We start from the raw sequence: 24,320 nt of genomic DNA on the forward strand, positions 1-24,320 counted from the left end.
ACCATGTCGAATGTCATGCCGTCACTCGGCAGAACCATGCTCCAGGGCAAGGAGTTGCTCGACAAGGCCCGCTCCCTGAGCAACTGCTCGGAAGATGAAATCGCCAGGGGCTGCGGCTACGTGAGCCCGGGGGGACGGGTTCTCAAAAAGAGCTTTTACAGGGCTCTGGTGGAAGCCAAGGGCTACCGGCTGGGGGGAAGTGCGGCCAGCTCCGGAGCGAGCAAGGGGCGTCAGGCCGAGTTCCGCACCCGCGTGCATGGCAACGGCAACCTACTGATCGGCCATGCCTACACCCGTCGCATGGGGTTGGAGCCCGGGCAGGAGTTTCACATCCAGATCCACCACGAAACCGGCTCTATCTGGCTGCTCTCCGTTGATGGCGACGCTGCCGATCCCGAAACCGGCCCTACATCACCGGTCCATCCCTGAAGATCGGGGCAGCAACGAGTCTGCGATTCAGTCCTCGTCAGGATGGAAGCTGGCGCCGAAGGCCAGCAGGTCGACACCGCTGAACAGGAAGCTCACCCCCACCAGGATCCCCAGTACCGAGAGCTGACCCCCCAGTTTCATCGACAGGATCAAGGCGCCGAGCACCAGGGTGACCAGGCCGTTGAGCAGGCCCCAGGCCCAGCCAGTTGCGCCCCGGTGGCTGATCGCCACCAGCACCGCCACCAGGCCTTCCACCAGAAACACCACCCCCACAGCCAGGGAGAGGGCCGCCACCTGACTGGCTACCTGCAGCGGCCCACCGCGGAACTGGGAGATCATCCAGCCGCCGGTCACCAGGAACAGGGTCGAAACCACCAGCCGCCAGAAGGTGTGGCGGCGGCTGAGCTGACGGGCCCTGACCAGGTTGTCGATCCAGCCCACCAGACCTCCCACCAGGAAGGCCAGGGCCACCATCGCCGTGATCCAGAAGGAGGCCACCACCGGGAACACCAGCGCCAGCACCCCCAGAACCAGCATCAGCACCCCTTCGGCGATGGTGAAGGTGCGCAGGGCGGTCGCCTGACGCGGCTCGAGAGGACGCAGGGGCGGAAGCGGCGAGGTCATGGTTGCCCAGTCAGCGTCGAAGTCCATCAGGCTACGGCGAGTCTCCGGGAGCCCATGCCGGGGCTGGCTGCCTCTGTTCAGCTCCAACCATGCTCCGCCAGCCAGGATCGGTCCAAGGGCGGCGCCGAAGCCCGAGGGTGCGATTCATGCCGCAGCAGGCGTTCTGTGTACTTCGCCAGCAGATCTGCCTCCAGATTGACCCGGTCGCCCACTTGCCGCTCCAGCAGGGTGGTGCTCCCCCAGGTGTGGGGGATGACAGCGATCCAGAAGCGCTCCCCGGCCGGGCTGCTGCCAGCCACCGTCAGGCTGATGCCGTCGACGGCCACGCTGGCTTTGTCGCAGACATAGCGGCCATAGGCGGGATCCTCCCAGGCAAGCTCCAGCCGCCAGGAGCCTGCGTCCTGCGTCACCGCCAGCACTTCGCCCACGCCATCGACATGGCCGCTGACCAGGTGCCCCCCCAGGCGATCCGAAAGCCGCAGCGCCGGCTCCAGATTCACCGCCGCGCCGGCCTCGGCCTTGCTTGCCAGGGTGCTGCGCCGCAGCGTCTCCTCACTGACATCGGCGCGGAAGGCATCCGCCATCAGGGCACTGACAGTGAGGCAGACCCCATCCACCGCCACGCTGTCACCAAGGGCCAGGGGATCCAGGCCGCTCAGGCCCTCGATGGTCACGCCATGGGCGTGGCGCCGCAGGCGGCCCACCGTCTGAACCAGACCGGTAAACATTGGAGGTTGCGGCGCTGCTGGCCATAATCGGATAAAGGGCCAGCGCTGCAGGACCATGGTGGAGATGCGCGTCGCCGGAATCGCCCTTGATGCGGCCAGCCGCAGCCCGATCGTGCTGCTGCGGGATCCCTCCGGCCGGCGGCAGGTGCCGATCTGGATCGACCAGGCCCAGGCCCAGAACATTCTCGCGGGCCTGGGGGGAACGACTCCGCCCCGTCCACTCAGCCACGACCTAATGGCCGCCCTGATGGCCGTGGGCGGGGTAAGCCTGGAGCGGGTGATCATCCACTCGATCGAAGACGCCACCTTCCGGGCCGTGCTCAAGCTCACCGACTCCGACGGCGAGGCCAGCGAACTCGACTGCCGGCCAAGCGACGCGATCGCCCTGGCCCTGCGCACCGGCAGCGGGATCTGGATGCTGGAGGAGGTCGTGGCCGACGCCTCGATCCCAGTGGATTCCGAGGCCGATGCCGAGGAAAAGGCCGATTTCCGCCGCTTCCTCGACCAGGTGAGCCCCGCTGAGCTGATCCGCAACCTCAGCCGGGCCCAGCGCCAGGACAACCCCGACAGTGACAACCCCGACAGTCGCGAAGACAACGGTGGTGGTGACGACGGTGGCGACGACGAGCCGGGCCCAGGTGCTGCGGACAACGGTTCCGCCAATGGTCCGATGGATGAACCTCCAGCCCCCTCCTCCAGCAACTCCTGAGGCCGGCGTGCCACCAGAGCGGCGCCCGTTCGGCTCCGGTCCTGGGGTTTCCCTGTTCACCCTCGGCACGATGCGAGCCGCCGGCAGCCCCGAGCAGATGCTGGAGCTGCTGGAGGCCGCCCTTGACGCCGGCATCAACCACGTCGAGACAGCCCCGTCCTACGGACCGGCCGAGGCCTACCTGGGCCAGGCCCTGGCCAGGATCGCCACCAGCCGCGCCGGGGATCGCGCCGATCTTGTGCTCACCAGCAAGATCCTCCCCGGCGCCTCTCTCGAGAGCGGCCAGGCCCAGCTGCTCGGCAGCCTGCAGCGGCTGGGGGTCCACCGTCTCGACAACCTCGCTGTGCATGGGCTCAACAGGCCAGAGCATCTGGAGTGGGCCCTGGAAGGGGCGGGGGCGCGGCTGCTGGAGTGGGCCCTGGCGCAGGGGCTGGTGGGTCAGCTGGGGTTCAGCAGCCATGGCTCCACCCCCCTGATTGAGCAGGCCCTGGCCAGCGGGCGGTTCAGCTTCTGCAGCCTGCACCTGCACCTCTTCGATCAGGAGCGGCTGCCCCTGGCCCAGCGGGCCCTGGCCGGGGGCCTTGGAGTTCTGGCCATTTCGCCGGCCGACAAGGGCGGACGCCTCTACGACCCTCCCCCTGAGCTGATAGCCGACTGCTCGCCCCTGGAGCCCCTGCGGCTGGCCTACCGATTCCTGCTGGCCGAGGGGATCAGCAGCCTGACCCTCGGTGCCGAGCAAAGGCAGGATCTTGAGCTGGCCAGGCAACTGAAGGCGGCCGCCGGCCCCCTGGACACCCAGGAGCTCCTTGCCCTCCAGCATCTGGAGGGCAGCGGCCACAGCCGCCTCGGTGCCGAGCGCTGCGGCCAGTGCCGGGCCTGCCTGCCCTGCCCGAGCGGTGTGCCGATCCCCGAGCTGCTGCGCCTGCGCAATCTGACCCTGGGCCATGGCATGGAGACCTTCGCCAGCGAGCGCTACAACCTGATCGGCAGGGCCGGCCACTGGTGGGCATCGCTCGATGCCAGTGCCTGTCGCAGCTGCGGCGACTGCCTGCCCCGCTGTCCCCATGGGCTGGAGATTCCCGCCCTTCTGGCCGACACCCACAGGCGCCTGGCCGCAGCCCCTAGGCGCCGGCTCTGGGGCTAGGAGCCGCTGCGGTCCCAGAGCGATTGCAACTCGGGGCGCTGCTCCTCCGCCAGCGGCGGCAGGGAGGTGCAGCGTGCCAGCAGGGCCGGCGCCGGATAGAGCAGGGCAGCCACCGCCGGCGGCCAGCTGGAGAGCGCAGCGGCCAGCAGGTCCCGACGCAGCGGCGGCACCCAGCCTGCCGCCAGCAGACGGTTGAGCAGGGGCGCTTCCCGGGCCTGCAGCAACCAGCGCAGCGGCGGAACCTCCCGGGTCTGGGCCGGGCGCAGCAGCAGGTTCCACCAGAGGGCCGAACCGCTGGCGGGCAGCAGGGCGCTCAGGCGGGTGTCGCTGCGCAGCAGCGGCAGCACCCTCTGGCTGGGCAGCACGGCGGCCTCCACTTCGCCTGAGAGCAGCAGGTTGAGTCCATCGCGATCATCGAAGGCAGCGGCCTGGCGGCGCAGCCGGCTGAGCTGATCACCCAGGCGAGGGTCGCTGACACTGGCCGGAACGCCCGGAGGCAACCCCAGCTGACGCAGGGCCAGATCGATGACCAGCCGCGGCGAGGAGGGCAGCAGCAGCTGACCTCGCAGGCTCGGGTCCAGCAGCAGCGCCCAACCCTCAGCCGCCCGGGCCACCAGGTCTCGGCGGTTGCGCAGCACCAGCAACCAGGTCCCGAAGGACCAGGGGTAAGCCAGGGCGGGGGCCGGTTCAGGGCGGAACAGGCGGGTGAGCGGCTGGGCCTCGGGCGCCAGCCCCTCCCAGAGCTCAGTTGAGGCAGGGGAGCCAGCCGACACGAATGGTTGCCAGGCATCGGCATCCGTCGCCTCCAGCCAGCCGTCCCCGAGCTGCACAAGGGCGGCAGCGCGGGCGGAGAGCACCGCTTCTGGGCCTTCCACGGCCTGGGCCCGCCAGGGATCCGGCAGTCGTTTTGCCCAGACGGCGGGCAACTCCCCACGCCCGTAGACCAGCTGCGCGCCGGAGCCCCGGCCGCAGCCACCCACCAGGCCCAGGCCTGCAAGGGCAGAGAGCTGCAGCAGCCTGCGGCGGCTCATGGAGCAGCTGAGAGGACGGGGATCGGCCTGCATGGCTGGACCCTAGGAGGCGATCAGATGCTGTCCTGCAGCTCCTGCATCGCCAGATCGCAGGCGGCAGCCAGGGCCCCTGGGGAGCGGCCGCTCAGCTCCCAGAGCAGGGCGAGACCGCCGGCACCTACCCCCTCCTTGACGTACCCCCGCTCGTAGTCGCGCAGGGCGACGCTGCGGCAGGCGCCAAAGCGCAGGGAACTGGCAAAGGCCATCGGCCTGACTCCCCAGCGCTCCCCGAGGCGCTCCAGCAACAGGCTGAGGTTGCTGCCGGGCTCGTGGGCCACCCAGGCGGTGGTGGCGATGGCCCCGTGGTTCGCCAGACAGGATCGCTGGCTGGCCGGTGCCAGAGCCAGGGCCAGGGCCAGCACGGCGGCCATCTGGCTGCCCCCGGCCAGCAGCACCGGTACTCGCCGGCTGGCGATCCCCAGCAACAGTCCCGTCGCCAGAGCCTGCATCGGATCGCCCACGGCGGAGAGCACCGCCAGGGGATCAAGCGCCAGCAGCGCTCCAGGAATCGGCTGAGCCTCAGAAAATTCCAACCCCAGCCCCGCCGCCGCCAGCCCGCGAGCCGTGAGCTCGCTCTTGAGTGCATGGGCCGGCTGGCGCAGGCTGCCGCTCACCAGACCCGCAGCTTCCACCCCCAGCCCAGTGAGCACAGCCTGAGCCGTGCTGGTGCCCCCCGGCACGCATTCGGCAATCAACACCGGAGGCGGCTCGCCCGTCGCGGTGTCGTGGCGGGCCGCACACCAGCGGGCTCCCCAGCGCTGGCCCAGGCGCAGCAGCCGCTCCACCCGTTGCCTCGGCATCGCGGCTCCGCTGCTGAGGCAACGGGCCGGCGTGCCGCCCAGGCGCAGGTGGGAGACCGCTGGTGCCACGGCGCAGCCCAGGTCGGCCACCAGCGGCACCAGAGACAGCTCCCGGCAGACCACATGGGAAATCAGGGCCGGGCTGACCCCGGCGGGCAGAGGCGGCAGGGCGTGGGGCCGCTGCCCCGACGGGCCGAGCAGGAGCAGCTCCGCGTCGGCGGCGGCGGTGTGGAGACGCACCTCTGGGGTGGCTCCGGCAGCGGAGATGCCTGGCACCGCCGCTGTATCGGTACCGGCCAGAAGTAACAGGATCTGGCTGGCGGGCCAGTCGCGGGCTAGGCGCTCACACCAGCGGCGGGCCTGGTCCGGGTCACCGCAGAGGCTGATCAAGGGGAATCAGAGGGGATCGAGCGCCACCAGGGAACGCAACTGGGGGGGCGGCTCACTGATCGGGGCCTGCAACCGGGGGAAGATCCAGTAAGCCACTGCATGGAGCGCCAGCACGTAGATCAGGTTCTGCACCAGCACCAGAGCCAGGGCCATCAGCTGCACCTGCAGCAGGTCGGGGCCGACCCCCAGGTTGAGCAGCGAGCTGAGGCGCTCGAGCAAACCGGCGGCTGCGGCGGTGATCAATACCCAGAGGTTCTCCCCCAGCAGGAGCGAGAGAACTGCCACCCGCACCAGAAAGCCACCACTGCCGATCAGCAGGCCCACGCCCCAGGTGAGCCACCAGCTGCGCCGGGCACACCAGCCCCAACCAAGCCACAGGGCCAGCAGTCCGTAGGGGAAAAGCACCAGGGGCCCACGGATCGGGCCCATCAGCGCCACCAGCAGCAGAGACGCCACCACCGCCCCCTCCCAACCTGACCTCCAGCCCTGACGCACCTGCAGAAGGGCCAGGGGGAGGGGCAGGGCCAGTCGAAACAGGGCTCCCCCCACGGGCAGGTAGTAGAGGCCCGCCCAGAGCAGGGCGGTGGCTGAGGCCAGATAGGCAGTTTCCACCAGCTGGCGGGCCTGGCGGGGGCTGAGGCTGGTGGTGGGGGGAGACGAGGGAGGCATCGCAGCAGGCTCAGCGGGGGGCCGGGGCAGGGCTGGAGGCCGGGGCGACCGCGTTGGAGCCCGCAGGAGCGGTGGCACGGCCGCCATCTGATGGCATCCGCTCGATCGTCTCCACTTCGAAACTCACCCCCGCGGCCCGCAGGGCCTCGGTGACCACCTCGGCGGGGGCGGAGGGATCAGCCCCGGGCAGCTTGATGGTGATTCGGTAAGCAGCAGAACTGGCGGGGGACCGAGGGGCAGAACCTGCCCCCTGGGAGCTGGCGACGGGCTTGGCGGGCTTGGTGGCTGCCGCCTCACCAGGCTTGGCAGATCCGCTCGCCCCGGCCGTGCCTGCCCGCGAGGTGGGCGAAGGGGACGGGGGCGGCGCGGCGGCTTTTCCGGCGGCGGGACTGGTCCCTGCCGCTCCAGTGGCATTGCCGGCGCCGGCCTCTGATCTGGTGTCGGTGGAACTCCCCGGAGCAGCGGCAGGGGTGGCCGGTGCTCCGAAACTGCCAGAGAGACGATCACCGAGAGGAGTGCCGCTGCAGGCGGACAGGGCAGCGAGCAGAACGCTCGCCAAACCCGCCAGGCTGAGGCCATGGATCAGGGGGCGGGCCATCAGCCCGAGCCAGCCTGGATGATGCGCACCAAGCTGGCCCTAGGGCGGCCCGTCTTGGTGGTGGAGGGGACCTTGGGCTTGCTGGCAGCGGCTGCCTTGGGCTGGGCTTTGGGCTTGACCTTTGACGAGCCTGCCTTGCTGGCGGCTGCTTTCGTCGCACCGGTTTTACCGGTCTTGCTCTTGCCGCTGGTGGCCTTGGCCGCCAGCAACTCGACGGCCTGCTCGAGAGTGACGGCCTCGGCACCGGTGCCCTCGGGCAGGGAGGCATTGACCTTGCCCTGCTTCACGTAGAGGCCGTAGGGGCCATCGAAGACCTGGATGGCTTCGCTCGCGCCTTCGGGGGTGCCGAGATCGCGCAGGGCGGTGCGCCCGCCCCGGCCGCGCTTGGGCATGGCCAGCAGCTCCAGGGCCCGCGACAGGTCCACTGCCAGCACGTCGTCCTCGGCCTTGAGCGAACGGTAATCCTTTTCGCCTTTGCCCTTGTCGTGCACCACATAGGGGCCAAAGCGCCCCAGACCCGCCTGAACCTTGCCGCCGTCCGGGTGCTCCCCGAGCTGGCGCGGCAGCCGCAGCAGGCCGAGGGCATCTTCAAGGCTGAGCTCCTCCGGCTTGACGCCCTTTGGCAGGGAGGCTCGCTTCGGTTTTGGGACCTCATCGCTCACCTGCCCCCGCTGCAGGTAGGGCCCGTACTGGCCGAAAATCAGGTAGATGGCTTCGCCGGTTTCCGGATCGACACCGATTGATTCCGGTCCTTCGCTCTTCTGGCGCAGGATCAGCTCGGCCTGCTCGCTATCGAGTTCTCCCGGGGTGATCTCCTGGGGAAGGGTGGCCTTGATCAGCTCCTCGTTGCCGTCGTCATCCACCCGCTTGGCCTCGAGGTAGGCGCCGAAACGGCCGATCCGCACCACGCAGGGGAGGCCCTCCAGCTCGATCGTGCGCGAGACGGTGGGGTCGATGTCGTCCTCCCGCTGCTGCACCTGGGTTTCCAGGCCCTTCTCGCCCTTGTAGAACTCGGTGAGATAAGGGAGCCACTCCAGCTTGCCGGTGGATATCTCATCCAGGCTCGACTCCATCCGGGCGGTGAAGCTGGTATCCACCAGGTCGGGGAAATGGCCCTCCAGCAGGGCAGTCACGGCGAAGGCCGTGAAGCTGGGGGTGAGGGCGTTGCCCGAGAGCGTTGCGTAGCCACGGTCGACGATCGTGCCGATGATGCTGGCGTAGGTGGACGGGCGGCCGATGCCCTCCTTCTCAAGCATCTTCACCAGCGCGGCCTCGCTGTAGCGGGCAGGCGGCTGGGTCTGATGGCCGAGGGCCTCCACCCCGGAGCAGGCGGGCCGGTCATCGACGGCTAGGGAAGGCAGGAGCACTTCCTGGCCTTCGAGAGCGGCGTCGGGATCGTCGCTGCCCTCGACGTAGGCCCGGAAGAAGCCTGGAAAATCAATGCGCTTGCCGCTGGCTCGGAAGCTCGCATCCGCCACCTGCAGCTCCACGCTCAGCATTGTCAGCCGTGCCTCCGCCATCTGAGACGCCACGGTGCGCTTCCAGATCAGCTCGTAGAGGGCCAGATCCTTGCCATCCAGTCCACTGTCCCTGGGGGTGCGGAAGGAATCGCCAGAGGGGCGGATCGCCTCGTGGGCCTCCTGGGCGTTGCGGGATTTGGTGCTGAATTGCCGCGGCGCCGGACTGAGGTAGTCGGGTCCGTACTTCTCCCTGACACAGGCACGGGCGGCATTGATCGCCTGATCGGAGAGATGCACCGAGTCGGTGCGCATGTAAGTGATGAAGCCGCGCTCGTAGAGCCCCTGGGCGGTGCGCATGGTGTCGCGGGCGGAGAGGCGCAGCTTGCGGTTGGCCTCCTGCTGCAGGGTGCTGGTCGTGAACGGCGGCACCGGCTTGCGCATGGTGGGCTTGGCTTCCACCTCAGCGACACGCCAGGGTTGGCTGAGCACCTTTTCCCGCAGATTTCGGGCTTCCGATTCCTCCAGCAGACGCACTTTGCTGCCGGCCTTGAGCGCGCCGGTGGTTTCGTCGAAATCAGAGCCGCCGGCGATCCTTTCAGCACCGACATGGGTGAGCCTGGCCTCGAACTCGCTGCCGCCGTGCTCCAGCCTGGCCTTGAGATCCCAGTAGGAACCACTGCGGAAGGCCCGGCGGGCCCGCTCCCGCTGCACCAGCAGCCGCACCGCCACCGACTGCACCCGGCCGGCGGAGAGGCCCCAGGCCACTTTCTTCCAGAGCAGGGGGGAGAGGGTGTAACCCACCAGCCGATCCAGGATCCGGCGGGTTTCCTGGGCATGGACCAGCTCCATGTCCAGATCGCGGGTCTCCTCAAGTGCGCGGCTGATCGCCTCCTTGGTGATCTCGTGAAACACCATCCGCTTGACGGGAACCTTGGGGTTGAGCAGCTCCTGCAGATGCCAGCTGATGCTCTCCCCCTCCCGATCCTCGTCCGTGGCCAGCAGCAGCTGATCAGCACCCTTGAGGGCCTCCTTCAGCTCCTTGACGATCTTTTTCTTGTCCTTTGGAACCACGTAGAGCGGTTCGAACTGGTGGGCCGTGTTGACGCCGAGGTTGGCCCACTTCTCCCCTTTGTGGGCAGCCGGAATCTCACTGGCGTTGTTGGGCAGGTCACGCACGTGTCCCATGGACGCCTCGACCCGGAACTCCTTCGGCAGGTAGCCGCGGATGGTGCGGGCCTTGGTAGGGCTCTCAACGATGACCAGCGTGTGCGCCACAGGCAGGCATGAACCGGTTCCCTCTTTATCGCATCGGGGGGCCGCACTGCCAAACAAGCTGCCAAACAAGTCCTGCCATCGCGGCTACAGTCCGCAGCATCACGACCTGCCGAAGACCAGTGATGACGGTGTTTTGCGCCTTGACCGCTGGGGGAGCTCCGGCCATCACGGCTCTGCAGCTCAACGCCGGTGCCATTGCTCCTGAAAGCGCCGTACTGGTGGCCCTGCTGGTCTGTCTCCTTGTTGATCTGGCCGGTGAGGAAGCCGCCAGCCGCTGGGTGCCGCCCATCTGCTACGCGGGGCTGGGCTCCGCCCTGGTGCTGCTGGCCCTGCAGTGGAATGCACCACTGGAGCCCTCCTTCATGGGATCGTTCCTGGCCGACAACCTTGCGATCGCCTTCCGCGGCGTCGTTGCCGCCTCCACCCTGCTCTCCTTGCTGATCAGCTGGCGCTATGTGGAACGCAGCGGCACGCCTGTTGGGGAGTACGCAGCGATCCTGCTGGCGGCGACCCTGGGGGCCATGTTCCTTTGCGGTGCCACCGATCTGGTGAGCATCTTCATCTCGCTGGAAACCCTGTCGGTCTCGAGCTATCTGCTCTCCGGGTACATGAAGCGGGATGCCCGCTCCGGGGAAGCCGCCCTCAAGTACCTGCTGGTGGGTTCAGCAGCAGCGGCGGTGTTCCTCTACGGCGCCTCCCTGCTCTACGGCCTCACCGGTGGCGAGACCAGCCTGGAGGCGGTGGGTCTGGCCCTGCAGACCAGCGCCACCCCCGTCACGGCCCTGGCCCTGGTGTTCGTTCTGGCCACGGTGGCTTTCAAGATCGCGGCGGTGCCCTTCCACCAGTGGACACCGGATGTCTACGAGGGTTCGCCGACCCCTGTGGTGGCCTTCCTCTCGGTGGGCTCGAAGACAGCAGGCTTCGCCCTTGCCCTGCGACTGCTGGTCGGCTGCTTCGAGAGCTTCGATGCCCAGTGGAAGGTGCTCTTCACGGTGCTGGCGATCCTGAGCATGACCCTGGGCAATGTGGTGGCACTGGCCCAGACCTCGATGAAACGGATGCTGGCCTACAGCTCCATCGGTCAGGCCGGATTCGTGATGATCGGCCTGGTCTGCGGCACCGAGGACGGCTACGCCGCCATGGTGCTTTACATGGCGGCCTACCTGTTCATGAACCTGGGCGCTTTCGCCTGCATCATTCTCTTCTCCCTGCGCACCGGCAGCGACCGCATCTCCGATTACGCCGGTCTGTACCAGAAGGATCCCCTGATCACCCTGGGCCTGAGCCTCTGCCTGCTCTCCCTGGGCGGAATCCCTCCGATGCTGGGATTCTTCGGCAAGATCTATCTCTTCTTCGCCGGCTGGGCCGATCAGCAATATCTCCTGGTGGTAGTCGGACTGATCACTTCTGTGGTGTCGATTTACTACTACATCTCTGTGATCAAGATGATGGTGGTGAAAGAACCCCAAGAGGCCTCCGATGTGGTTAAAGCATATCCGGAGATCAGCTGGAACCTCGCTGGAATGCAACCCTTGCGGACCGCGCTGGTGGGCTGCGTGCTGGTGACTGCCATCGGTGGAGTCCTCTCCAATCCGTTGTTCACCTGGGCCAATGCCGCCGTGGCGGGCACGCCGATGCTCCAGCACGCGATCGCGGCCAGCGAAGCCGCCGCCGCGGCCCTGGGATGAGCGGACTGAGCGCCCCAGCCTCTTCAACTCGGCCCGGCACCAGTCCGGTGGCTGATCAAGAACCGGTTGCTCGCCTCGAGCACATCACCAAGATCTACGGGTCCGGTGATACGGAGGTGAGGGCCCTCGACGACCTCTGCCTCACGGTCCAACCCGGCGACTATCTCGCCGTGATGGGTACCTCAGGGTCGGGGAAAAGTACAGCAATGAACATCATCGGCTGCCTGGATCGCCCCACCTCCGGCAGCTACCTGCTGCGGGGAACCCCAGTGGAGCAACTCGATGACGACGCCCTTGCGGACTTGCGCAACCGCAGTCTCGGCTTCGTGTTCCAGCAGTTCCACCTGCTGCCCCAGATGAGTGCGCTCGACAATGTGATCCTGCCGATGGTCTATGCCGGCATCCCGGCCAAGGAGCGTCGTGAGCGGGCCGTGGCTGCACTGGAGAGGGTTGGGCTGGCCCAGCGCCTGCGCAACAAGCCCAACGAACTCTCAGGAGGCCAGCAACAGCGGGTGGCTGTGGCCAGGGCGATCATCAACCAGCCGGCCCTGCTGCTGGCCGATGAGCCCACCGGTGCACTTGATTCCCACACCACCCAGGAAGTGCTGGAGATCTTCGACGACCTCCATCGTCAGGGGATGACTGTGGTGCTGGTGACCCACGAAGACGACGTGGCCGCGCGGGCCCAGCGGGTTGTGCATTTCCGCGACGGCCGCATCGCCGACTGATTGATCCACTCACCAAGGATCAACCAAAACGCCGAATCAGCCCGCCGCCGGGGCCGGGGCCACAGGCCGCTCCAGGCTCTGCAACAGCTGGCCCATCAGCAGAGCGATGGCATCGGGACCACCGACCACCGAACCGCCGGGATCGAGCATGCCTGGGTCCACAGCCACCCAGCCGCCGTTCTCCGGCAGCCGCAGTTCGAAATGGAGGTGAGGACCCGTACTCAGGCCAGTGCTGCCCACCCGTCCGATCACGGCGCCCTGCTTCACCTGTTCGCCTTCCTTGACGTAGAGCTCAGAGAGGTGCCCATAGAGGGTGCGGCGCAGGGGATTCCTGTGCTCAATCTCCACCGCCAGCCCGTAACCGCCCGCCACACCGCTGCTCACCACCCGCCCGGCGAGAGCTGCCACCACGGGGGTGCCTTCCGGGGCTGCCAGATCCTTGCCGGCGTGCATCAGCCAGCTGCCCAGCACCGGGTGCAATCGCCAGCCGAAGCCGCTGGTGGTGACGGCGGAGCCGATCAGGGGAAAGAGCAGGCCCCGGTTGCCATTGCCCGCCAGGGGAGCTGGGCGGGGGGTCACACCGAAGACATCACTGAGGCGAAAACTGCCGCCGGCACCGGAGAGCAGAGCCGAGACGGGCACGGTGATCGGAGGGAGGGGCAGGCCGTCACTGCCGAAGCGGCCCATGCCTGCCATCAGCGTTCCACTGGTCTTGCCGCCGTTGTCGAGGCGCTCCTCCTCCAGGGGATTGCGCCCGCGCCAGCGCACGGACACGCCGGTGCGGCACTCCTGCTCTGAGAGAGCGCCATTGCTGCAGGCCTGTTGGTGGGCAGGCAATTCCCCGGGCCGCAGGGCACCGGAGGATTGAACCCGGCTGCGCTCAGCAGGGGTCACGACCCCCTGGCGAACCAGTTCGTCAAGCGACTGATCAAAGCGGCGAGGCCGGCCCTGGGGAACCTGATCGAAACTCGGCTTCAGCGGCGCCGGGGGATCGTTGGCCAGGCGAGGTGAAAGGGCGCGGGGAGCTGGCGCCGGGGGGGGCACAGCCGGAGCAGCCAGGGTCTGAGGTGCGGCCGGTGCAGCAGGCTCAACAGGGGCCGTCAGCTCTGCCGGAGGCTGCAACTGAGCCAGGCTGAGGGGAGCTGACACCAGCACCAGGGAGCCCAGCATCAGGCGGTTGTACCAGGAGTAGCGACGCAAACCGGAATCAGAGTTGATTGGCAGGAGCATAAGAAACTCTGCCTGTGTTCAGCCACACAACTGACCCCCTCGGCAAGTGGGCCCCTCAGAAGCTGCGCCTGAGCACAATCCGCTCGCCAGCGCGACTAAGCAGCAGGCCGCCAGCCACGCTCAGACCCTCCACCTGCCAGCGTTCCTGGCGGTAGGTCATCCCCTCGGCGGGCACCAGCAGGCGGCGCTCAGCCAGGCGGCGCACCAGTTCGGGGCTGGTGCTGCGGAACACCGCCCACTCCAGAGCGGCAAGCACGCGAGCCGTCAGGGCCGGCACATCGCTGGCCGTGGTCTGACGGCCGAGAGCCTCGCGCAGGCTGATGGCACCGGCCGGCACCCGGTTGCGGCCATTGAGACCGACCCCCACCCTGGCCAGGCGAATCGCTGGCCCCCGCAGGCTCAGGCGCGGCAGCAGGCCAGCCAGCTTGCGCCCATTCACCAGCAGATCGTTGGGCCACTTGAGCTGAACGGTCAGACCGAGTGCTTCCAGCTGCAGGGCCAGGCCCACCGCCACGGCCAGCCCCAGCGCCGAGCTGGCACCAGGCTCCGCCGGCCAGGGCAGGGCCGCGCTCAGCCACACCCCCCCCGGCGGGGAGATCCAGGGCCGCCCCCGTTGGCCATGACCGAAACGCTGGTGGCCGGCCAGCACCGCCAGTGGTGGCTGGCCTCCGGAGGCCAGTTCCTGCTCCAGCCGCTGCTCGGTGCTGCCGCAGCAGGGCCACCACGTAAGCCGCCAGGGCAGCCGCGGCGCCGGCAGGTCCGGACCCAGCGTGGCGCACGCTTGTCGTCGCGCCGCCTGAACCCTGCCGATCACGGCTTTCTCAATGGCTGGGGCTCAGTGCATCATCGAGGCGGCGCAGCCACTCGCCAATCCGCTCGGCGCCCGCCTCCAGCTCCTCCACCGGATGCACCAGCGCCAGTCGCATCCAGCCCTCGCCGCTGGGGCCAAAGCCGTTGCCGGGGGTCAGCGCCACGCCGGTGGCCTCCAGCAGGGCCGCGCAGAACGACTCCGAATCGAGACCCCGGGCCCGGGCCACCTCCGGCAGGCCCAGCCAGAGGTAGAGCGCCATCGTTGGCCGCTGCAACGGCCAGCCCTGGGCCTCCAGGGCCGCCGCCATGCGGTCGCGGCGCAGCCGATACACCTCCCGCAGCTGCGCCGGCCACTGGGGCGCCTTTTCCAGGGCAGCTATCGCCCCGGCCTGGAGGGCCAGCGACTGGTTGAAATCCACCACGCCCTTGAGCTGGCGCAGGGCTGTGATCAGGGGCTCGGCGCCGATGGCGAAGGCCAGGCGGAAGCCACCCAGGCACCAGCTCTTGGAAAAGGAAAAGAACTCAATGCCGCAGCTGCGCCAGTGGGGATTGCGCAGCAGCGCCGGTGCCTCGCCCTCGAGGGCCAGGTCCACATAGGGGTTGTCATGAGCGAGCACGAAGCCATGGCGCCGGGCCCGCGCGACGGCCTGATCCAGCCACTCCTGCTCTCCCACCGTGGCGGTTGGGTTGTGGGGAAAGCCGAGGACCATCAGCCTCAGTTGATCCCAGACGGCCGGGGAGATCGCCTCGAACTGGGGCTGCCAGCCCTGGTCGGCGCGCAGGGGCAGCAACTCGGTGCGGGCTGAGGCCAGCTGCAGCCCACCGTGGTGAGAGGGGTAGTAAGGATCCAGCAGCAGGGCCGGCTCGCCGGGGTTCAGCACTGCCAGGGGCAGGTGGGCCGTGCCCTCCTGGGAGCCAACCAGCAGCAGGACCTCAGCCTCAGGGTCAACGGCCACGCCGAAGCGGCGCCCGGCCCAGGCCGCCACTGCCTCCCGGAACGGCAGGGTGGCGCCGTGGAGGCAGTAAGAGGCGCTGCTGGGCAGTTTCATGGCCGCGGCCATGGCCTCCAGCGCCACCGCCGGAGGGGGCAGGTCGGTGGAGCCGAGGGAGAGATCCAGCAGAGTGGGGCGGCCGGGGGGCCGCTCCGGATTCAGCAGACCCTCGCTGTAGGCGATCTTGCGCTGGTCGTTGCGTGCGAAGACCCCCTGACCCAGGCGGGTGACCCGTTCAGAGATGGGCATCAAGGAAGGCCTTGAGCTGGGGCTTGGCCATGGCGCCCTCGTGGCGAGCCAGTTCCTTGCCGTCGCGGAACAGGATGAGGGTGGGAAGACCCTGGATCCTGTGGCTGTCGCGGACTTTGGGATTCGGATCAGCTTCGAGTTTGCCAACCAGCAGCAGACCGCCGTACTCGGCCGCGGCCCAGTCCATCAGGGGAGCCATCAGCCGGCAGGGGCCACACCAGCTGGCCCACACATCCACCAGAACCGTGCCGGGGGCGGCAAGCACGTCAGCCTCAAAGTTGGCATCGGTGAAAACAGCAACGGCCACGGACCCGGTTCAGCTGACTGGATTGTATGGAGCCGGCCGGGGTCGCCAGGGAGATCAGATCCTCCTGGCTGGGCTCAGAGCTTGTCGATCGAGCGTTTCAGTTCCTCGAGCTCTGCGTCCACCTCAGCCACCTTCACCGGTTCGAGCTGGGGAACAGGGCCGTTATCGACCGGCAGGGAGATCGGATGGGCGCCTCCCTCGAGGCGGGTCTTCAGAGCGGCGAGCTCGTCGTCAACGTCGGTGCCTTCAAGGGCCGCGAACTGGCTTTCGAGATCGGCGCCGGCCAGCTCGGCAGCCGCCTGGCTGCGGGCCTCCTGCTGCAGCACCTTCTCCTCCATCTGCTCGAAAGCGGCCATGGCGTTGTTGGTGCCCAGGCCGCTCACGGCGCTCTGAAGCTGCTCCTGAGCCTGGGCCGCCTGGGAGCGGGCCTTGAGCATGTCCTTCTTGGTCTTCGCCTCGGCGATCTTGCCCTCAAGGGCGGTCAGGCTCTTCTTGAGCGTTTCCACCTGACCGGCCTGGCTGTTGAGCTGGGCATTGAGAGCCGTGGCGGTGTCCTGGTACGTCTTGCGGCGGCTGAGGGCCTCGCGGGCCAGATCCTCCCTGTTCTCCTTGAGAGCCAGCTCGGCCTTGTTCAGCCAGGACTTGCTCTGGGAGTCCGCCTGCTCCGCCTGGTTCTGAAGCCGTTTCTGACTGGCGATCGCGGTGGCCACCGCCTGGCGCAATTTCACCAGGTCGGACTGCATGTCCGCCACGGACTGATCCAGGATCTTGGAAGGATCCTCGGCCTTGCTGACCAGATCGTTGAGGTTGGCCCGCAGCAGGCGGCTGAGCCGGTCGAAGAAGCCCATGGGTCGAGGTGGGGGCAACTCGGAGGGTAGCCGCTGTGGCTCACCGGAACACGGACGGTTGCCCGCACCCTCACTCCCTAATCTCAGGCCATGGCCAAGGCTCCGCAGGACCAGGTGCGCCGGATCGGCAACGTGAGCGTGCTGATGCCGGCACCTCCGGCGCCGATCGTTGCTGTGGGCTCCTGCCTGGATCAGATCCAGCAGGAGTGGCGGCGGGCCGGCAGCCTGGCCGCCCTGTGGCAGGCCTGGCCTCGGATCGCCGGCGACCAGCTCGCCCCCCACTGCCGCCCTCTCAGTCTCCGCGGCGGCGTGCTGACCGTGGGCGCCCAGCATCCCCAATGGCTGCAGGCCCTCCGCTACAACCGCCATCAGTTGCTGGGCGCCTTGAGGGGGTCCGGTTTTCCCGTCCGCGACCTGCGCTTTCGTCAACACCAGGTCCATGCCGCCAGGCTGCCGGGCAGTGAGGACATCGCCCAGGTCTGGGCCGCCCATCCCAGCCGGGTGGACGTGCATGGGCTGGGACTCTGCCCGGCCTGTTGCAGCCCCGCCCCAGCCGGTGAACTGGCCCGCTGGGGCCACTGCGGCCTTTGCCACCGCAACCTGGAGTAGGCCGGAGGTCAGTAACGCTCGGGCACCGGCAGCTGCCAGGTGGGCGCCACTCCAACGGCCCGCAGCTCAGCGGCCCGTCGCTGGAGCCGGCCCCTATCGAGGCGCCAGAGCCGGTACAGCCCAGAGCGGCCCAGCTCGACTGGAGCGAGGCCCTGCCAGTGGGGCTTCCTGGCCGTGCCCTGATCGATCACCACCAGCACGGTGGGTTGAACCTCAACGGAGCTGGGGCTCAGACCCAGGCGGTGTTCCCGCTCGAGGCGGTCGGCCAGGTTCACCAGCGCGGTGCGGGATATCCCCTCGTAGAGGACCACCTGACGGGTGTAGTAGTGCAGCGACGGTTTGAGGATTCCCACCATCGCCAGGGGCTCGGAGCCCAGGCGCTGCAGCCGAACCTGCTGGGCCACCGTCCGTACCGGCAGCCCCCTCACCCGGTCCCCGAGATTCCACATCGGCAGGACCGCCAGCAGGTGAAACAGCACCAGGGCCAGCTGGGCTGGCACCAGCCCCCAGGGCCGCGGCTTCGGCGTCCAGCAGAGCCAGATCCCGGCCAGGGTGGCCAGGGCAAAACAGACCGCCGCCCGCAGCACCAGGCCACTGGCCAGCAACTCCGCCGGCAGGGTGGGCATCTCCGGATCGTTGATCAGGGGAATCCAGCGGGGCGAGAGCGCCAGGACCAGGGTGAGCGCCGCCATCAGCGCCACGGAGGCCCCCAGGGCCCAGCGGCTGGCCCTACCGCCTTCGGCGGCGGTGAGGGCGACCAGCAGGCCGGCGGCGGGTGTGGCCGGCAGCCAGTAGCTGGGAAGTTTCGTGGCGGCCAGGGTGAAGAAGATCAGCACGGCCAGCAGCCAGCAGGCGGCGTAGCTGGCCAGGGAGCCGGCGGGCTCGAGCAAGGCGGCAGCGGGGGCCACCGGCCCACGCCTGCGGCGCCAACAGCGGCCAAGGGCCCTGAACAGGCCGAGCAGGAGCAGGGGAGTGAAGGGAAGGCCGGCCAGCAGCAGCACCGGCGCGAAATACCACCAGGGCTGGAGGTGCTGGTTCACCACCGAGGTGAATCTCTGCACGTTGTGGTAGCCGAAGAAGCTGGCCCAGAACGGCTCGCCCTCCAGCGCAAGAGCCGCCAGGTACCAGGGCAGGGCCACCAGAGCGGTGAGTGCCAGACCCGGCAGGGGCCGCAGCCGTCGCCAGAGCGCCCCCAGGCGGCGCTGGCTGAGCCCGAACCCCAGCAGGGTCAGGGCCGCAAGGGCCAGGGCCACCGGCCCCTTGGCGAGCACCGCCAGGCCGAGCACGATCCAGGCGGACCAGACCGCTCGACGCGGCTCAGCCCAGCTCTGCCAGAACAGCAGCAGCGACACTGCCAGACAGCCGGTGAGCAGGGCATCGCTGACGGCGATCCGCCCCCAGAGCAGGATCAAGGGCGAGAGGGCAAAGGCCAGAGCAGCCCCGAGGGCGGTGCAGGCGGAGCGCAGCCCGCCGCTCGACTGTGGCCAGCGCAGCAGGGTGTAACCCAGGCTGAGCATCACGGCGATCACCGACAGGGCCGAGGGCAGACGAGCGGCCCAGGTGCCCAGGGGGTTCCACTGCTCCTGGCCGGGGATCGCATAGCCCACTCCCATCAGCCAGTAGATCAGCGGCGGCTTGTCGTAGCGCGGCAGTCCATTGACGTGGGGAATCAGCCACTGGCCGGTTTCGGCCATGGCCCGGGCGGAAGCGGCGAACAGGGGAGGTGTCTCATCCACCAGCCCTGTGGCGCCGAGCTGCCAGAGGAACAGGGCGATGCCCAGCACCAGGATCAGGCCGAGCACCGCCCAACTACCAGTGGCACGTTGACCCCCATCCGGGGAACGGGAAGGGGACGGGGACACGGGTGGAGCCTGAGTCGCTGCGAACTTAGGCCGGGCGCAGACCCTCCTGGATCCAGGTCTCGATCCGCTCGGCGAAGGCCTCCCTGGAGGCGTGGCGCTCCACCCAGCGGCGGCAGGCGGAGCGCTCCAGCCCCGCCGCGCCCCGCGCCGCCAGCGTCAGGGCGGCCACATCGTCGGGGGGCACCAGCACCCCGGTGACACCCGGCACGATCAGTTCGCCGGGGCCGCCACGGGCGTAGGCCACAACAGGCACGCCACAGGCCATCGCCTCGACCACCACATTGCCGAAGGCCTCGTTCCACTTGGGCGTGTTCAGCAGCAGCCGGCAGCGGCCCAGCTCCGCCTGCAGGGCACTGGTAGGCAGGAAACCACGCCATTCGATGGTGCCTGAGGGCACCGAAGCCTCCACAGCGGCGGCGTAGGTCGGGTCCTCACGCACCCCCCAGACCAGCAGCCGCTCACCCAGGCTGGCCGCCACCGCCGCAGCGTCCTCCAACCCCTTCTCAGGCGCGATGCGGCCAGCCCAGCCGAGCAGGGGCTCGGGATCCGGCCGCTCGCGGAAGCTGTAGGCCGACAGGTCGAAGCCATTGCCCACCACCAGCGGCGGGGCGGGCAGGCGGAAGTCGCTGGCCTGGGCCCTGCTGTGAAAGGCCAGCCGGCGCAGGTCACTCAGGGCCACCGCCTCGATCACCTCATCCATCACGGTCGCCACCGAGCCCATGCTCACCAGGTGGAACAGCGGCGTGCGCAGCAGGGGGGTGAGCCAGAAGGGCAGCCAGTCGTAGGCAAGGTTCAACACCGCATCGAACTGCCCCTGGCGAGCATGCACCTGCTGCCAGATGGCCGGCAGCAAACCGGCAGCGGGAATCTGAACGGGGGCGTCACGAAGCTGGTGCTGCCAGCTGGGCTGATCGACGCCGGCCGCCGTCCAGAGGCGGGCGGCCTGGCAGCTGCTGGAAAGCCGCGACCCCTCGGCGGCCAGCACCGTGAGCTGGTGACCGCGGCCGAGCAGACCGGCCACCAGGCTCTCGAGCGTGAGCTCCACCCCGCCGCCAGCACCTGAGCCGAGCGTTCCTACCGGCGTGCTCACCACGAGCAGGCTCCAGGGGGCCGTCATGGCGTCAGGCACGGCGGTTCCGGTTCGGGCAGCGCCGGGCGCCAGAGCCGCTGGCGTTGGTTGATCAGCAGCACCGAGCCAAGCGCCAGGACCGAGCCGAACCACTGCAGCGGCCGCAGCCGTTCCTCCAGCAGCAGCAGGCCGCAGAGCAGGGCGAACACGGGCGTGAGAAAGGTCAGCGCGGTGAAGCCGGTGAGGTCGCAGCGGCTGGCGAACCAGAAGAACAATCCGTAAGCCAGGGCGCTGCCCAGCAGGCTGGCATAGGCCATCAGCCCCCACTCCAGGGGGCTCCAGGCAGGCCAGAAGGGCGCCGCGGCGGGATCCAGCCGAGTGACGCCCAACGATCCGATCAGCAGGGGCACCCCACCGATAAGCATGTGCCAGCCGGTGACGGCCACCGGATCGCTGCCGCGACTGGCATAGCGGCAGAGCACGGTTCCCACCGCCATGGCCACCGCCGCCCCCAGCATCCAGGTCTCGCCATGGCTCCAGGGATGCAATCCCAGGGCCTCCGGTCCATCCAGCCACCAGTGCCGCAGCAGCGGCGCCGGCAGGCCCAGGCAGGCGATGCCGGCCAGACCCAGCAGCAGACCCGACCAGCCCACCGGATTGATGGCCTCACCGAAGAGGCTGCGGGCCAGCAGGGCCACCAGCAGGGGCTGGGAGTCGATCAGCACCGAGCCCAGACCCGCACCGGTGCTCTCCAGACCCCGGGCCAGCAGCCCTTGAAACAGGGTGCCGTCCACCAGGGCGAAGGCCAGCAGCCAGAGGCGATCAGAGGCCGCCACCGCCAGGGAACGCCCCTGCAGCCGCGCCACCACCAGCACCGCCAGGGCTGCCGGCAGCAGGCGCATCCAGGCGATCGTGAGCGGGCCGGCTGACTCGAGCAGGGGTTTCATCGCCGCCATCGCCGTGCCCCAGAGGGCGAAGGGCAGCAGCATCAACAGCCATCGCAGCTGGGGCGTCATCGAAACGGTCGTCGGTGACCTTTTTAAGATCCAGCGACATCGATCTGCATCGCATGCCCTGGCCCTGGCGCCGCAAGTCCCGCAAGAGCATGGCGAGGATCGTGATCGAGGGGGCGATCGCCGGCCCGACCCGGGAGCGGGTGGTGAGAGCCCTCCGGCAAGTGGAGGACAGGGAATTCCCTGCGCTGCTGCTCCGCATCGACAGCCCCGGCGGCACCGTGGGCGACAGCCAGGAGATCCATGCGGCCATCGGTCGCCTGCGCAGCAAGGGCTGCCGCGTGGTGGCCAGCTTCGGGAATATCTCCGCCTCCGGAGGCGTGTATGTGGGGGTGGCCGCCGAAAAGATCGTGGCCAACCCGGGCACGATCACGGGTTCGATCGGCGTGATCCTGCGCGGCAACAACATTTCGAAGCTGCTGGAGCGCATCGGCATCAGCTTCGAGACCGTCAAGAGCGGCCTCTACAAGGACATCCTCTCGCCTGACCGGGCCCTGACCGCCGATGAACGGGAGCTGCTGCAGGGTCTGATCGACTCCAGCTACGGCCAGTTCGTCGAGGCGGTGGCCCAGGGCCGCGGACTGAGCGACAGCGTGGTGCGCGGCTTCGCCGACGGAAGGGTGTTCAGCGGTGCCCAGGCCTTGGCGCTCGGGTTGATCGACGAACTCGGCGACGAGGAACACGCCCGGCGGCTGGCCGCTCGCCTGGCCGGTCTGGATGAGGAGAAGACCCGGCCTGTGATGTTCGGCAAACCCCAGAAGCGGCTGGCGGGCCTGATCCCCGGCCGGAACCTGCTGGGAGGTCTGCAGCAGGCCCTCAGCCTGGAGCTGGCCTGGTGCGGCCAGCCGCTGTGGCTCTGGCGGCCATGAACGAGGACAGGGAGTTGCGGGCGCTGAGGGGCGCCACCACCGCCACATCCAACACCACGGGCGCCATCGAGGAGGCGGTGAGCGAATTGCTCGCCAACCTGATCGATGGCAACGGCCTCAGTGGAGCGTTGGTGTTGTCGGTGACCTTTTCAGTGACCGCCGATCTCGACGCCGGGTTCCCAGCGGCCATCGCCCGACGGCAGCCCGGCTGGGACGGAGTGGCGCTGCTCGACTGTCAGCAGATGGCCGTGGCCGGCGACCTGCCCCGCTGCATTCGCCTGCTGGCACACGCCTGGATGGAGCCAGGCAGGCAGCCCCTGCACCCCTACCTGAGGGAGGCGGCCCGGCTGCGGCCGGACAGATCCGGTCACAACTGACAGCTGTGCCGCTGCCCCCACGAGGGGCTGGCCCCGATGGCGCCGGCCGACAATCCAGACAACACCCGGGCCCGCTTGCGCCGGCCACTCCTGATCCACTCTCCATGACCCTTCCGACCCTGCAACAACGGCTGCGCCGACTGACGCCCTCCCTGCCCAGACGCACCGGCCTGCTGATGGCTGCCGCGGGCATGGGCCTGGGGACCTTGATGGCCGGTGCTGGCGCCGGAATCGCTCCGGTGGCAAGCCTGGCCCAGGGCACCCCCGGGCTGCTGGAGTTCCGCTGGGATAACAACAAGGACTACCGGCGGCTCTATTTCTTCATGACCGACACCTCGCGGCTGAAGCGATCCGATTACTACCTGATCCTGAGGCCAAAGGATCGCAAGACGGCCATGCTCAAGCTCACCATTTCAGTTCCAGATAACTTCGATACAAAAATCGATCCCAAAGACATCAAGCTCTGCATGATGAAGGAAGGCGGGATGCTCTCCCGTACCCGCTGCAAGGAAACGATTCCTGCCGTTATTGAAGTGAATGCCAACGGCAAGTCGATCGAGATATTCCCGGAACGGCCTGTGCCCGTTGATGGCACCATCGGCGTGTTCATGTCGATCTTCAATCCATTCAACATCGGCATGTACCAGTTCAATGCTCTGGCCCAGGCACCTGGCGATGTGCCATTCGGCGGCTACCTGGGCAGCTGGCTGATCCAGATCGATCCGGGGATCGATTGACCCCTGGCTGGTAAGTTGACAGATCGAGAACAGGCCAGACGCCGAGACGCACCATGACCAAGCGAACCCTGGAAGGAACGAGTCGCAAGCGCAAGCGGGTGTCGGGATTCCGCGTACGGATGCGTTCCCACACCGGCCGCCGCGTGATCCGCACCCGCCGTCGCCGCGGACGTGCTCGCCTGGCCGTCTGAGGCCTTGCAGGGAGCTTCCCAGCCCTATGGCCCTGCCCAGGGATCTGCGCCTGCGGGGCGACAAAGCCTTTGATCACCTCTACCGCAAGGGCCGCCGTTTTCACGGCACGTACCTGGTGCTTCGCTCCGTCGTCGGCGAGCCCTCGCTCCTGCGTGCTCCCCTGGGCCAGGTGCCGCTACAGGGTTGCCGCTGCGCCGTCGTGGTGAGCACCAAAGTGAGCAAGCGTTCAGTACGGCGCAACCGGCTCAGGCGCCTGCTGCACGGCTGGCTGAACGAGCACTGCGGTCACTGGCCCGCCGACCCCAACGGCCTGTGGCTGCTGCTCAGCCTCAAGCCCTGCTGCGTTGAGGCCAGCCCCGAGGCCTTGCTGGGAGAATGTTCCGAGCTGTTCCGCAAGGCAGGCCTGAGTCGATGACCATCGAGGTGACCGAGACCACGTTCTACGAAGGGGGACCGGCTCGGGGAGATCTGCTGTTCAACCTGCTCTTCGGCCTCACCCTGATCGGCATCCCCTTCGCGGTCGGCGCGATCGTGCGGGCCCTCTGGCTGCGCTTCCGGATCACCAGCCGGCGGATTTCGGTCAGCGGTGGCTGGCTGGGCCGTGACCGGACCCAGGTGGTCTACAGCCAGGTGCAGGAAGTGCGCTCGGTGCCCCGGGGCTTCGGCGCCTGGGGCGACATGGTGCTGGTACTCACCGACGGGGCCAAGCTCGAGATGCGCTCCATGCCTCGCTTCCGTGAAACCGAGGCCTACATCCTCGAGCAGATGGCCCGCCGTGGCGGCGCCAAGGCCCCAGCCGAAAACAAGGGATTCGCCGACTCCCAGGCGGCCAGTGCCTGACCCC

26 protein-coding genes and 1 pseudogene are annotated in these 24,320 nt (G+C 68.5%); 12 read left to right on the top strand and 15 right to left on the bottom strand.

All coding sequences use genetic code 11. The annotated features are described in order from the left end of the window. The first annotated feature begins 36 nt into the window (after positions 1-36). Complete coding sequence (locus KBY93_RS04360) at positions 37-429, top strand: AbrB family transcriptional regulator (RefSeq protein WP_255093059.1); 393 nt, start codon at positions 37-39, stop codon at positions 427-429. Between the two features lie 27 nt (positions 430-456). Here the strand turns inward: KBY93_RS04360 and KBY93_RS04365 are convergent, their stop codons facing one another. Together KBY93_RS04365 and KBY93_RS04370 are read right to left on the bottom strand one after the other, a co-directional pair. After that, entirely contained in the window at positions 457-1,053 is a 597-nt protein-coding gene (locus KBY93_RS04365) for an HdeD family acid-resistance protein (protein ID WP_255093021.1), read from the bottom strand. A 77-nt stretch (positions 1,054-1,130) separates the two neighbouring features. Beyond that, positions 1,131-1,781, bottom strand: a complete 651-nt coding sequence (locus KBY93_RS04370; protein ID WP_255093022.1) for a riboflavin synthase — start codon at positions 1,779-1,781, stop codon at positions 1,131-1,133. Between the two features lie 55 nt (positions 1,782-1,836). On the opposite strand from KBY93_RS04370, the pseudogene KBY93_RS04375 reads away from it, so the two are divergent. After that, positions 1,837-2,358: pseudogene (locus tag KBY93_RS04375) on the top strand (bifunctional nuclease family protein); the annotation flags it as partial. A 97-nt stretch (positions 2,359-2,455) separates the two neighbouring features. After that, the gene (locus tag KBY93_RS04380; RefSeq protein WP_255093024.1) at positions 2,456-3,634 is read left to right on the top strand and encodes an aldo/keto reductase; all 1,179 of its coding nucleotides are present in this window, start codon (positions 2,456-2,458) and stop codon (positions 3,632-3,634) included. Here the strand turns inward: KBY93_RS04380 and KBY93_RS04385 are convergent. From KBY93_RS04385 to topA, 5 genes are read right to left on the bottom strand one after another with little or no spacing between them, the layout of a single operon-like run. Continuing rightward, the gene (locus KBY93_RS04385) at positions 3,631-4,698 is read right to left on the bottom strand and encodes a hypothetical protein (protein WP_255093025.1); all 1,068 of its coding nucleotides are present in this window, start codon (positions 4,696-4,698) and stop codon (positions 3,631-3,633) included. The genes KBY93_RS04380 and KBY93_RS04385 overlap by 4 nt on opposite strands. Before the next feature lie 20 nt (positions 4,699-4,718). Beyond that, complete coding sequence (locus KBY93_RS04390; RefSeq protein WP_255093026.1) at positions 4,719-5,894, bottom strand: nicotinate-nucleotide--dimethylbenzimidazole phosphoribosyltransferase; 1,176 nt, start codon at positions 5,892-5,894, stop codon at positions 4,719-4,721. 6 nt (positions 5,895-5,900) lie between these two features. Beyond that, positions 5,901-6,563 carry a DUF2232 domain-containing protein gene (locus KBY93_RS04395; protein WP_255093027.1) on the bottom strand — a complete coding sequence of 221 codons (663 nt, stop codon included), beginning with the start codon at positions 6,561-6,563 and terminating at the stop codon, positions 5,901-5,903. A gap of 10 nt (positions 6,564-6,573) precedes the next feature. After that, a complete protein-coding gene (locus KBY93_RS04400) occupies positions 6,574-7,161 on the bottom strand; it encodes a hypothetical protein (RefSeq protein ID WP_255093028.1) in 588 nt (195 codons plus the stop codon). Beyond that, positions 7,161-9,896, bottom strand: coding sequence for a type I DNA topoisomerase (gene topA, locus KBY93_RS04405; protein WP_255093029.1), 2,736 nt, complete (start codon positions 9,894-9,896; stop codon positions 7,161-7,163). Before topA ends, KBY93_RS04400 begins: the two co-directional genes overlap by 1 nt. A 122-nt stretch (positions 9,897-10,018) precedes the next feature. On the opposite strand from topA, the gene KBY93_RS04410 reads away from it, so the two are divergent. Together KBY93_RS04410 and KBY93_RS04415 are read left to right on the top strand one after the other, a co-directional pair. Then, positions 10,019-11,584, top strand: coding sequence for an NAD(P)H-quinone oxidoreductase subunit N (locus KBY93_RS04410; RefSeq protein ID WP_255093030.1), 1,566 nt, complete (start codon positions 10,019-10,021; stop codon positions 11,582-11,584). Next, positions 11,581-12,312 (top strand): ABC transporter ATP-binding protein, encoded by a 732-nt coding sequence (locus KBY93_RS04415; protein ID WP_255093031.1) that lies wholly within the window; start codon positions 11,581-11,583, stop codon positions 12,310-12,312. Before KBY93_RS04410 ends, KBY93_RS04415 begins: the two co-directional genes overlap by 4 nt. Before the next feature lie 36 nt (positions 12,313-12,348). On the opposite strand, the gene KBY93_RS04420 is transcribed toward KBY93_RS04415, so the two are convergent. The 5 genes from KBY93_RS04420 to KBY93_RS04440 form a co-directional block, all read right to left on the bottom strand. After that, entirely contained in the window at positions 12,349-13,530 is a 1,182-nt protein-coding gene (locus KBY93_RS04420; RefSeq protein ID WP_255093061.1) for a M23 family metallopeptidase, read from the bottom strand. A gap of 67 nt (positions 13,531-13,597) precedes the next feature. Continuing rightward, complete coding sequence (locus KBY93_RS04425) at positions 13,598-14,356, bottom strand: biotin--[acetyl-CoA-carboxylase] ligase (protein WP_255093032.1); 759 nt, start codon at positions 14,354-14,356, stop codon at positions 13,598-13,600. A gap of 7 nt (positions 14,357-14,363) precedes the next feature. Continuing rightward, positions 14,364-15,593 carry an aminotransferase class I/II-fold pyridoxal phosphate-dependent enzyme gene (locus KBY93_RS04430; RefSeq protein WP_255093033.1) on the bottom strand — a complete coding sequence of 410 codons (1,230 nt, stop codon included), beginning with the start codon at positions 15,591-15,593 and terminating at the stop codon, positions 14,364-14,366. Beyond that, complete coding sequence (locus KBY93_RS04435; protein WP_255093034.1) at positions 15,580-15,900, bottom strand: thioredoxin domain-containing protein; 321 nt, start codon at positions 15,898-15,900, stop codon at positions 15,580-15,582. The genes KBY93_RS04430 and KBY93_RS04435 overlap by 14 nt, the downstream gene beginning before the upstream one ends. A gap of 74 nt (positions 15,901-15,974) precedes the next feature. Next, entirely contained in the window at positions 15,975-16,748 is a 774-nt protein-coding gene (locus KBY93_RS04440) for a PspA/IM30 family protein (RefSeq protein ID WP_255093035.1), read from the bottom strand. A gap of 90 nt (positions 16,749-16,838) precedes the next feature. Here KBY93_RS04440 and KBY93_RS04445 point away from each other — a divergent pair, with 90 nt between their 5' ends. Further along, positions 16,839-17,357, top strand: a complete 519-nt coding sequence (locus tag KBY93_RS04445) for a DUF721 domain-containing protein (protein ID WP_255093036.1) — start codon at positions 16,839-16,841, stop codon at positions 17,355-17,357. Positions 17,358-17,365: 8 nt separating this feature from the next. Here the strand turns inward: KBY93_RS04445 and KBY93_RS04450 are convergent, their stop codons facing one another. From KBY93_RS04450 to KBY93_RS04460, 3 genes are all read right to left on the bottom strand, one after another. Continuing rightward, positions 17,366-19,159, bottom strand: coding sequence for a glycosyltransferase family 39 protein (locus KBY93_RS04450; protein ID WP_255093062.1), 1,794 nt, complete (start codon positions 19,157-19,159; stop codon positions 17,366-17,368). Positions 19,160-19,244: 85 nt separating this feature from the next. Next, entirely contained in the window at positions 19,245-20,336 is a 1,092-nt protein-coding gene (locus KBY93_RS04455) for a glycosyltransferase (protein ID WP_255093037.1), read from the bottom strand. After that, positions 20,333-21,304, bottom strand: a complete 972-nt coding sequence (locus KBY93_RS04460; RefSeq protein WP_255093038.1) for a DMT family transporter — start codon at positions 21,302-21,304, stop codon at positions 20,333-20,335. Before KBY93_RS04460 ends, KBY93_RS04455 begins: the two co-directional genes overlap by 4 nt. Positions 21,305-21,357: 53 nt before the next feature. On the opposite strand from KBY93_RS04460, the gene sppA reads away from it, so the two are divergent. The 6 genes from sppA to KBY93_RS04490 all read left to right on the top strand — a co-directional run bounded on the left by sppA (position 21,358) and on the right by KBY93_RS04490 (position 24,316). After that, complete coding sequence (sppA, locus tag KBY93_RS04465) at positions 21,358-22,170, top strand: signal peptide peptidase SppA (RefSeq protein WP_255093039.1); 813 nt, start codon at positions 21,358-21,360, stop codon at positions 22,168-22,170. Continuing rightward, a complete protein-coding gene (gene aroH, locus KBY93_RS04470; RefSeq protein ID WP_255093040.1) occupies positions 22,167-22,547 on the top strand; it encodes a chorismate mutase in 381 nt (126 codons plus the stop codon). The genes sppA and aroH overlap by 4 nt, the downstream gene beginning before the upstream one ends. A gap of 104 nt (positions 22,548-22,651) precedes the next feature. Continuing rightward, positions 22,652-23,284, top strand: a complete 633-nt coding sequence (locus KBY93_RS04475; protein ID WP_255093041.1) for a DUF2808 domain-containing protein — start codon at positions 22,652-22,654, stop codon at positions 23,282-23,284. 53 nt (positions 23,285-23,337) lie between these two features. After that, entirely contained in the window at positions 23,338-23,475 is a 138-nt protein-coding gene (gene rpmH / locus KBY93_RS04480; RefSeq protein WP_006170261.1) for a 50S ribosomal protein L34, read from the top strand. Between the two features lie 26 nt (positions 23,476-23,501). Next, positions 23,502-23,891, top strand: coding sequence for a ribonuclease P protein component (locus tag KBY93_RS04485; protein ID WP_255093042.1), 390 nt, complete (start codon positions 23,502-23,504; stop codon positions 23,889-23,891). Continuing rightward, a complete protein-coding gene (locus tag KBY93_RS04490; protein WP_255093043.1) occupies positions 23,888-24,316 on the top strand; it encodes a PH domain-containing protein in 429 nt (142 codons plus the stop codon). Before KBY93_RS04485 ends, KBY93_RS04490 begins: the two co-directional genes overlap by 4 nt. The last annotated feature ends 4 nt before the right edge of the window (positions 24,317-24,320 follow it).

This window comes from Synechococcus sp. J7-Johnson, assembly GCF_024345795.1.
Lineage (GTDB): Bacteria > Cyanobacteriota > Cyanobacteriia > PCC-6307 > Cyanobiaceae > Regnicoccus_A.

Bases quoted from the DNA above. Each gene is read 5' to 3' on its own strand.
- KBY93_RS04360 (WP_255093059.1), top strand. From the start codon at position 37: ATGCTCCAGGGCAAGGAGTTGCTCGACAAGGCCCGCTCCCTGAGCAAC.
- KBY93_RS04365 (WP_255093021.1), bottom strand. From the start codon at position 1,053: ATGACCTCGCCGCTTCCGCCCCTGCGTCCTCTCGAGCCGCGTCAGGCG.
- KBY93_RS04370 (WP_255093022.1), bottom strand. From the start codon at position 1,781: ATGTTTACCGGTCTGGTTCAGACGGTGGGCCGCCTGCGGCGCCACGCC.
- KBY93_RS04380 (WP_255093024.1), top strand. From the start codon at position 2,456: ATGAACCTCCAGCCCCCTCCTCCAGCAACTCCTGAGGCCGGCGTGCCA.
- KBY93_RS04385 (WP_255093025.1), bottom strand. From the start codon at position 4,698: ATGCAGGCCGATCCCCGTCCTCTCAGCTGCTCCATGAGCCGCCGCAGG.
- KBY93_RS04395 (WP_255093027.1), bottom strand. From the start codon at position 6,563: ATGCCTCCCTCGTCTCCCCCCACCACCAGCCTCAGCCCCCGCCAGGCC.
- KBY93_RS04400 (WP_255093028.1), bottom strand. From the start codon at position 7,161: ATGGCCCGCCCCCTGATCCATGGCCTCAGCCTGGCGGGTTTGGCGAGC.
- KBY93_RS04410 (WP_255093030.1), top strand. From the start codon at position 10,019: ATGACGGTGTTTTGCGCCTTGACCGCTGGGGGAGCTCCGGCCATCACG.
- KBY93_RS04415 (WP_255093031.1), top strand. From the start codon at position 11,581: ATGAGCGGACTGAGCGCCCCAGCCTCTTCAACTCGGCCCGGCACCAGT.
- KBY93_RS04430 (WP_255093033.1), bottom strand. From the start codon at position 15,593: ATGCCCATCTCTGAACGGGTCACCCGCCTGGGTCAGGGGGTCTTCGCA.
- KBY93_RS04440 (WP_255093035.1), bottom strand. From the start codon at position 16,748: ATGGGCTTCTTCGACCGGCTCAGCCGCCTGCTGCGGGCCAACCTCAAC.
- KBY93_RS04445 (WP_255093036.1), top strand. From the start codon at position 16,839: ATGGCCAAGGCTCCGCAGGACCAGGTGCGCCGGATCGGCAACGTGAGC.
- KBY93_RS04455 (WP_255093037.1), bottom strand. From the start codon at position 20,336: ATGACGGCCCCCTGGAGCCTGCTCGTGGTGAGCACGCCGGTAGGAACG.
- KBY93_RS04460 (WP_255093038.1), bottom strand. From the start codon at position 21,304: ATGACGCCCCAGCTGCGATGGCTGTTGATGCTGCTGCCCTTCGCCCTC.
- sppA (WP_255093039.1), top strand. From the start codon at position 21,358: ATGCCCTGGCCCTGGCGCCGCAAGTCCCGCAAGAGCATGGCGAGGATC.
- aroH (WP_255093040.1), top strand. From the start codon at position 22,167: ATGAACGAGGACAGGGAGTTGCGGGCGCTGAGGGGCGCCACCACCGCC.
- KBY93_RS04475 (WP_255093041.1), top strand. From the start codon at position 22,652: ATGACCCTTCCGACCCTGCAACAACGGCTGCGCCGACTGACGCCCTCC.
- rpmH (WP_006170261.1), top strand. From the start codon at position 23,338: ATGACCAAGCGAACCCTGGAAGGAACGAGTCGCAAGCGCAAGCGGGTG.
- KBY93_RS04485 (WP_255093042.1), top strand. From the start codon at position 23,502: ATGGCCCTGCCCAGGGATCTGCGCCTGCGGGGCGACAAAGCCTTTGAT.
- KBY93_RS04490 (WP_255093043.1), top strand. From the start codon at position 23,888: ATGACCATCGAGGTGACCGAGACCACGTTCTACGAAGGGGGACCGGCT.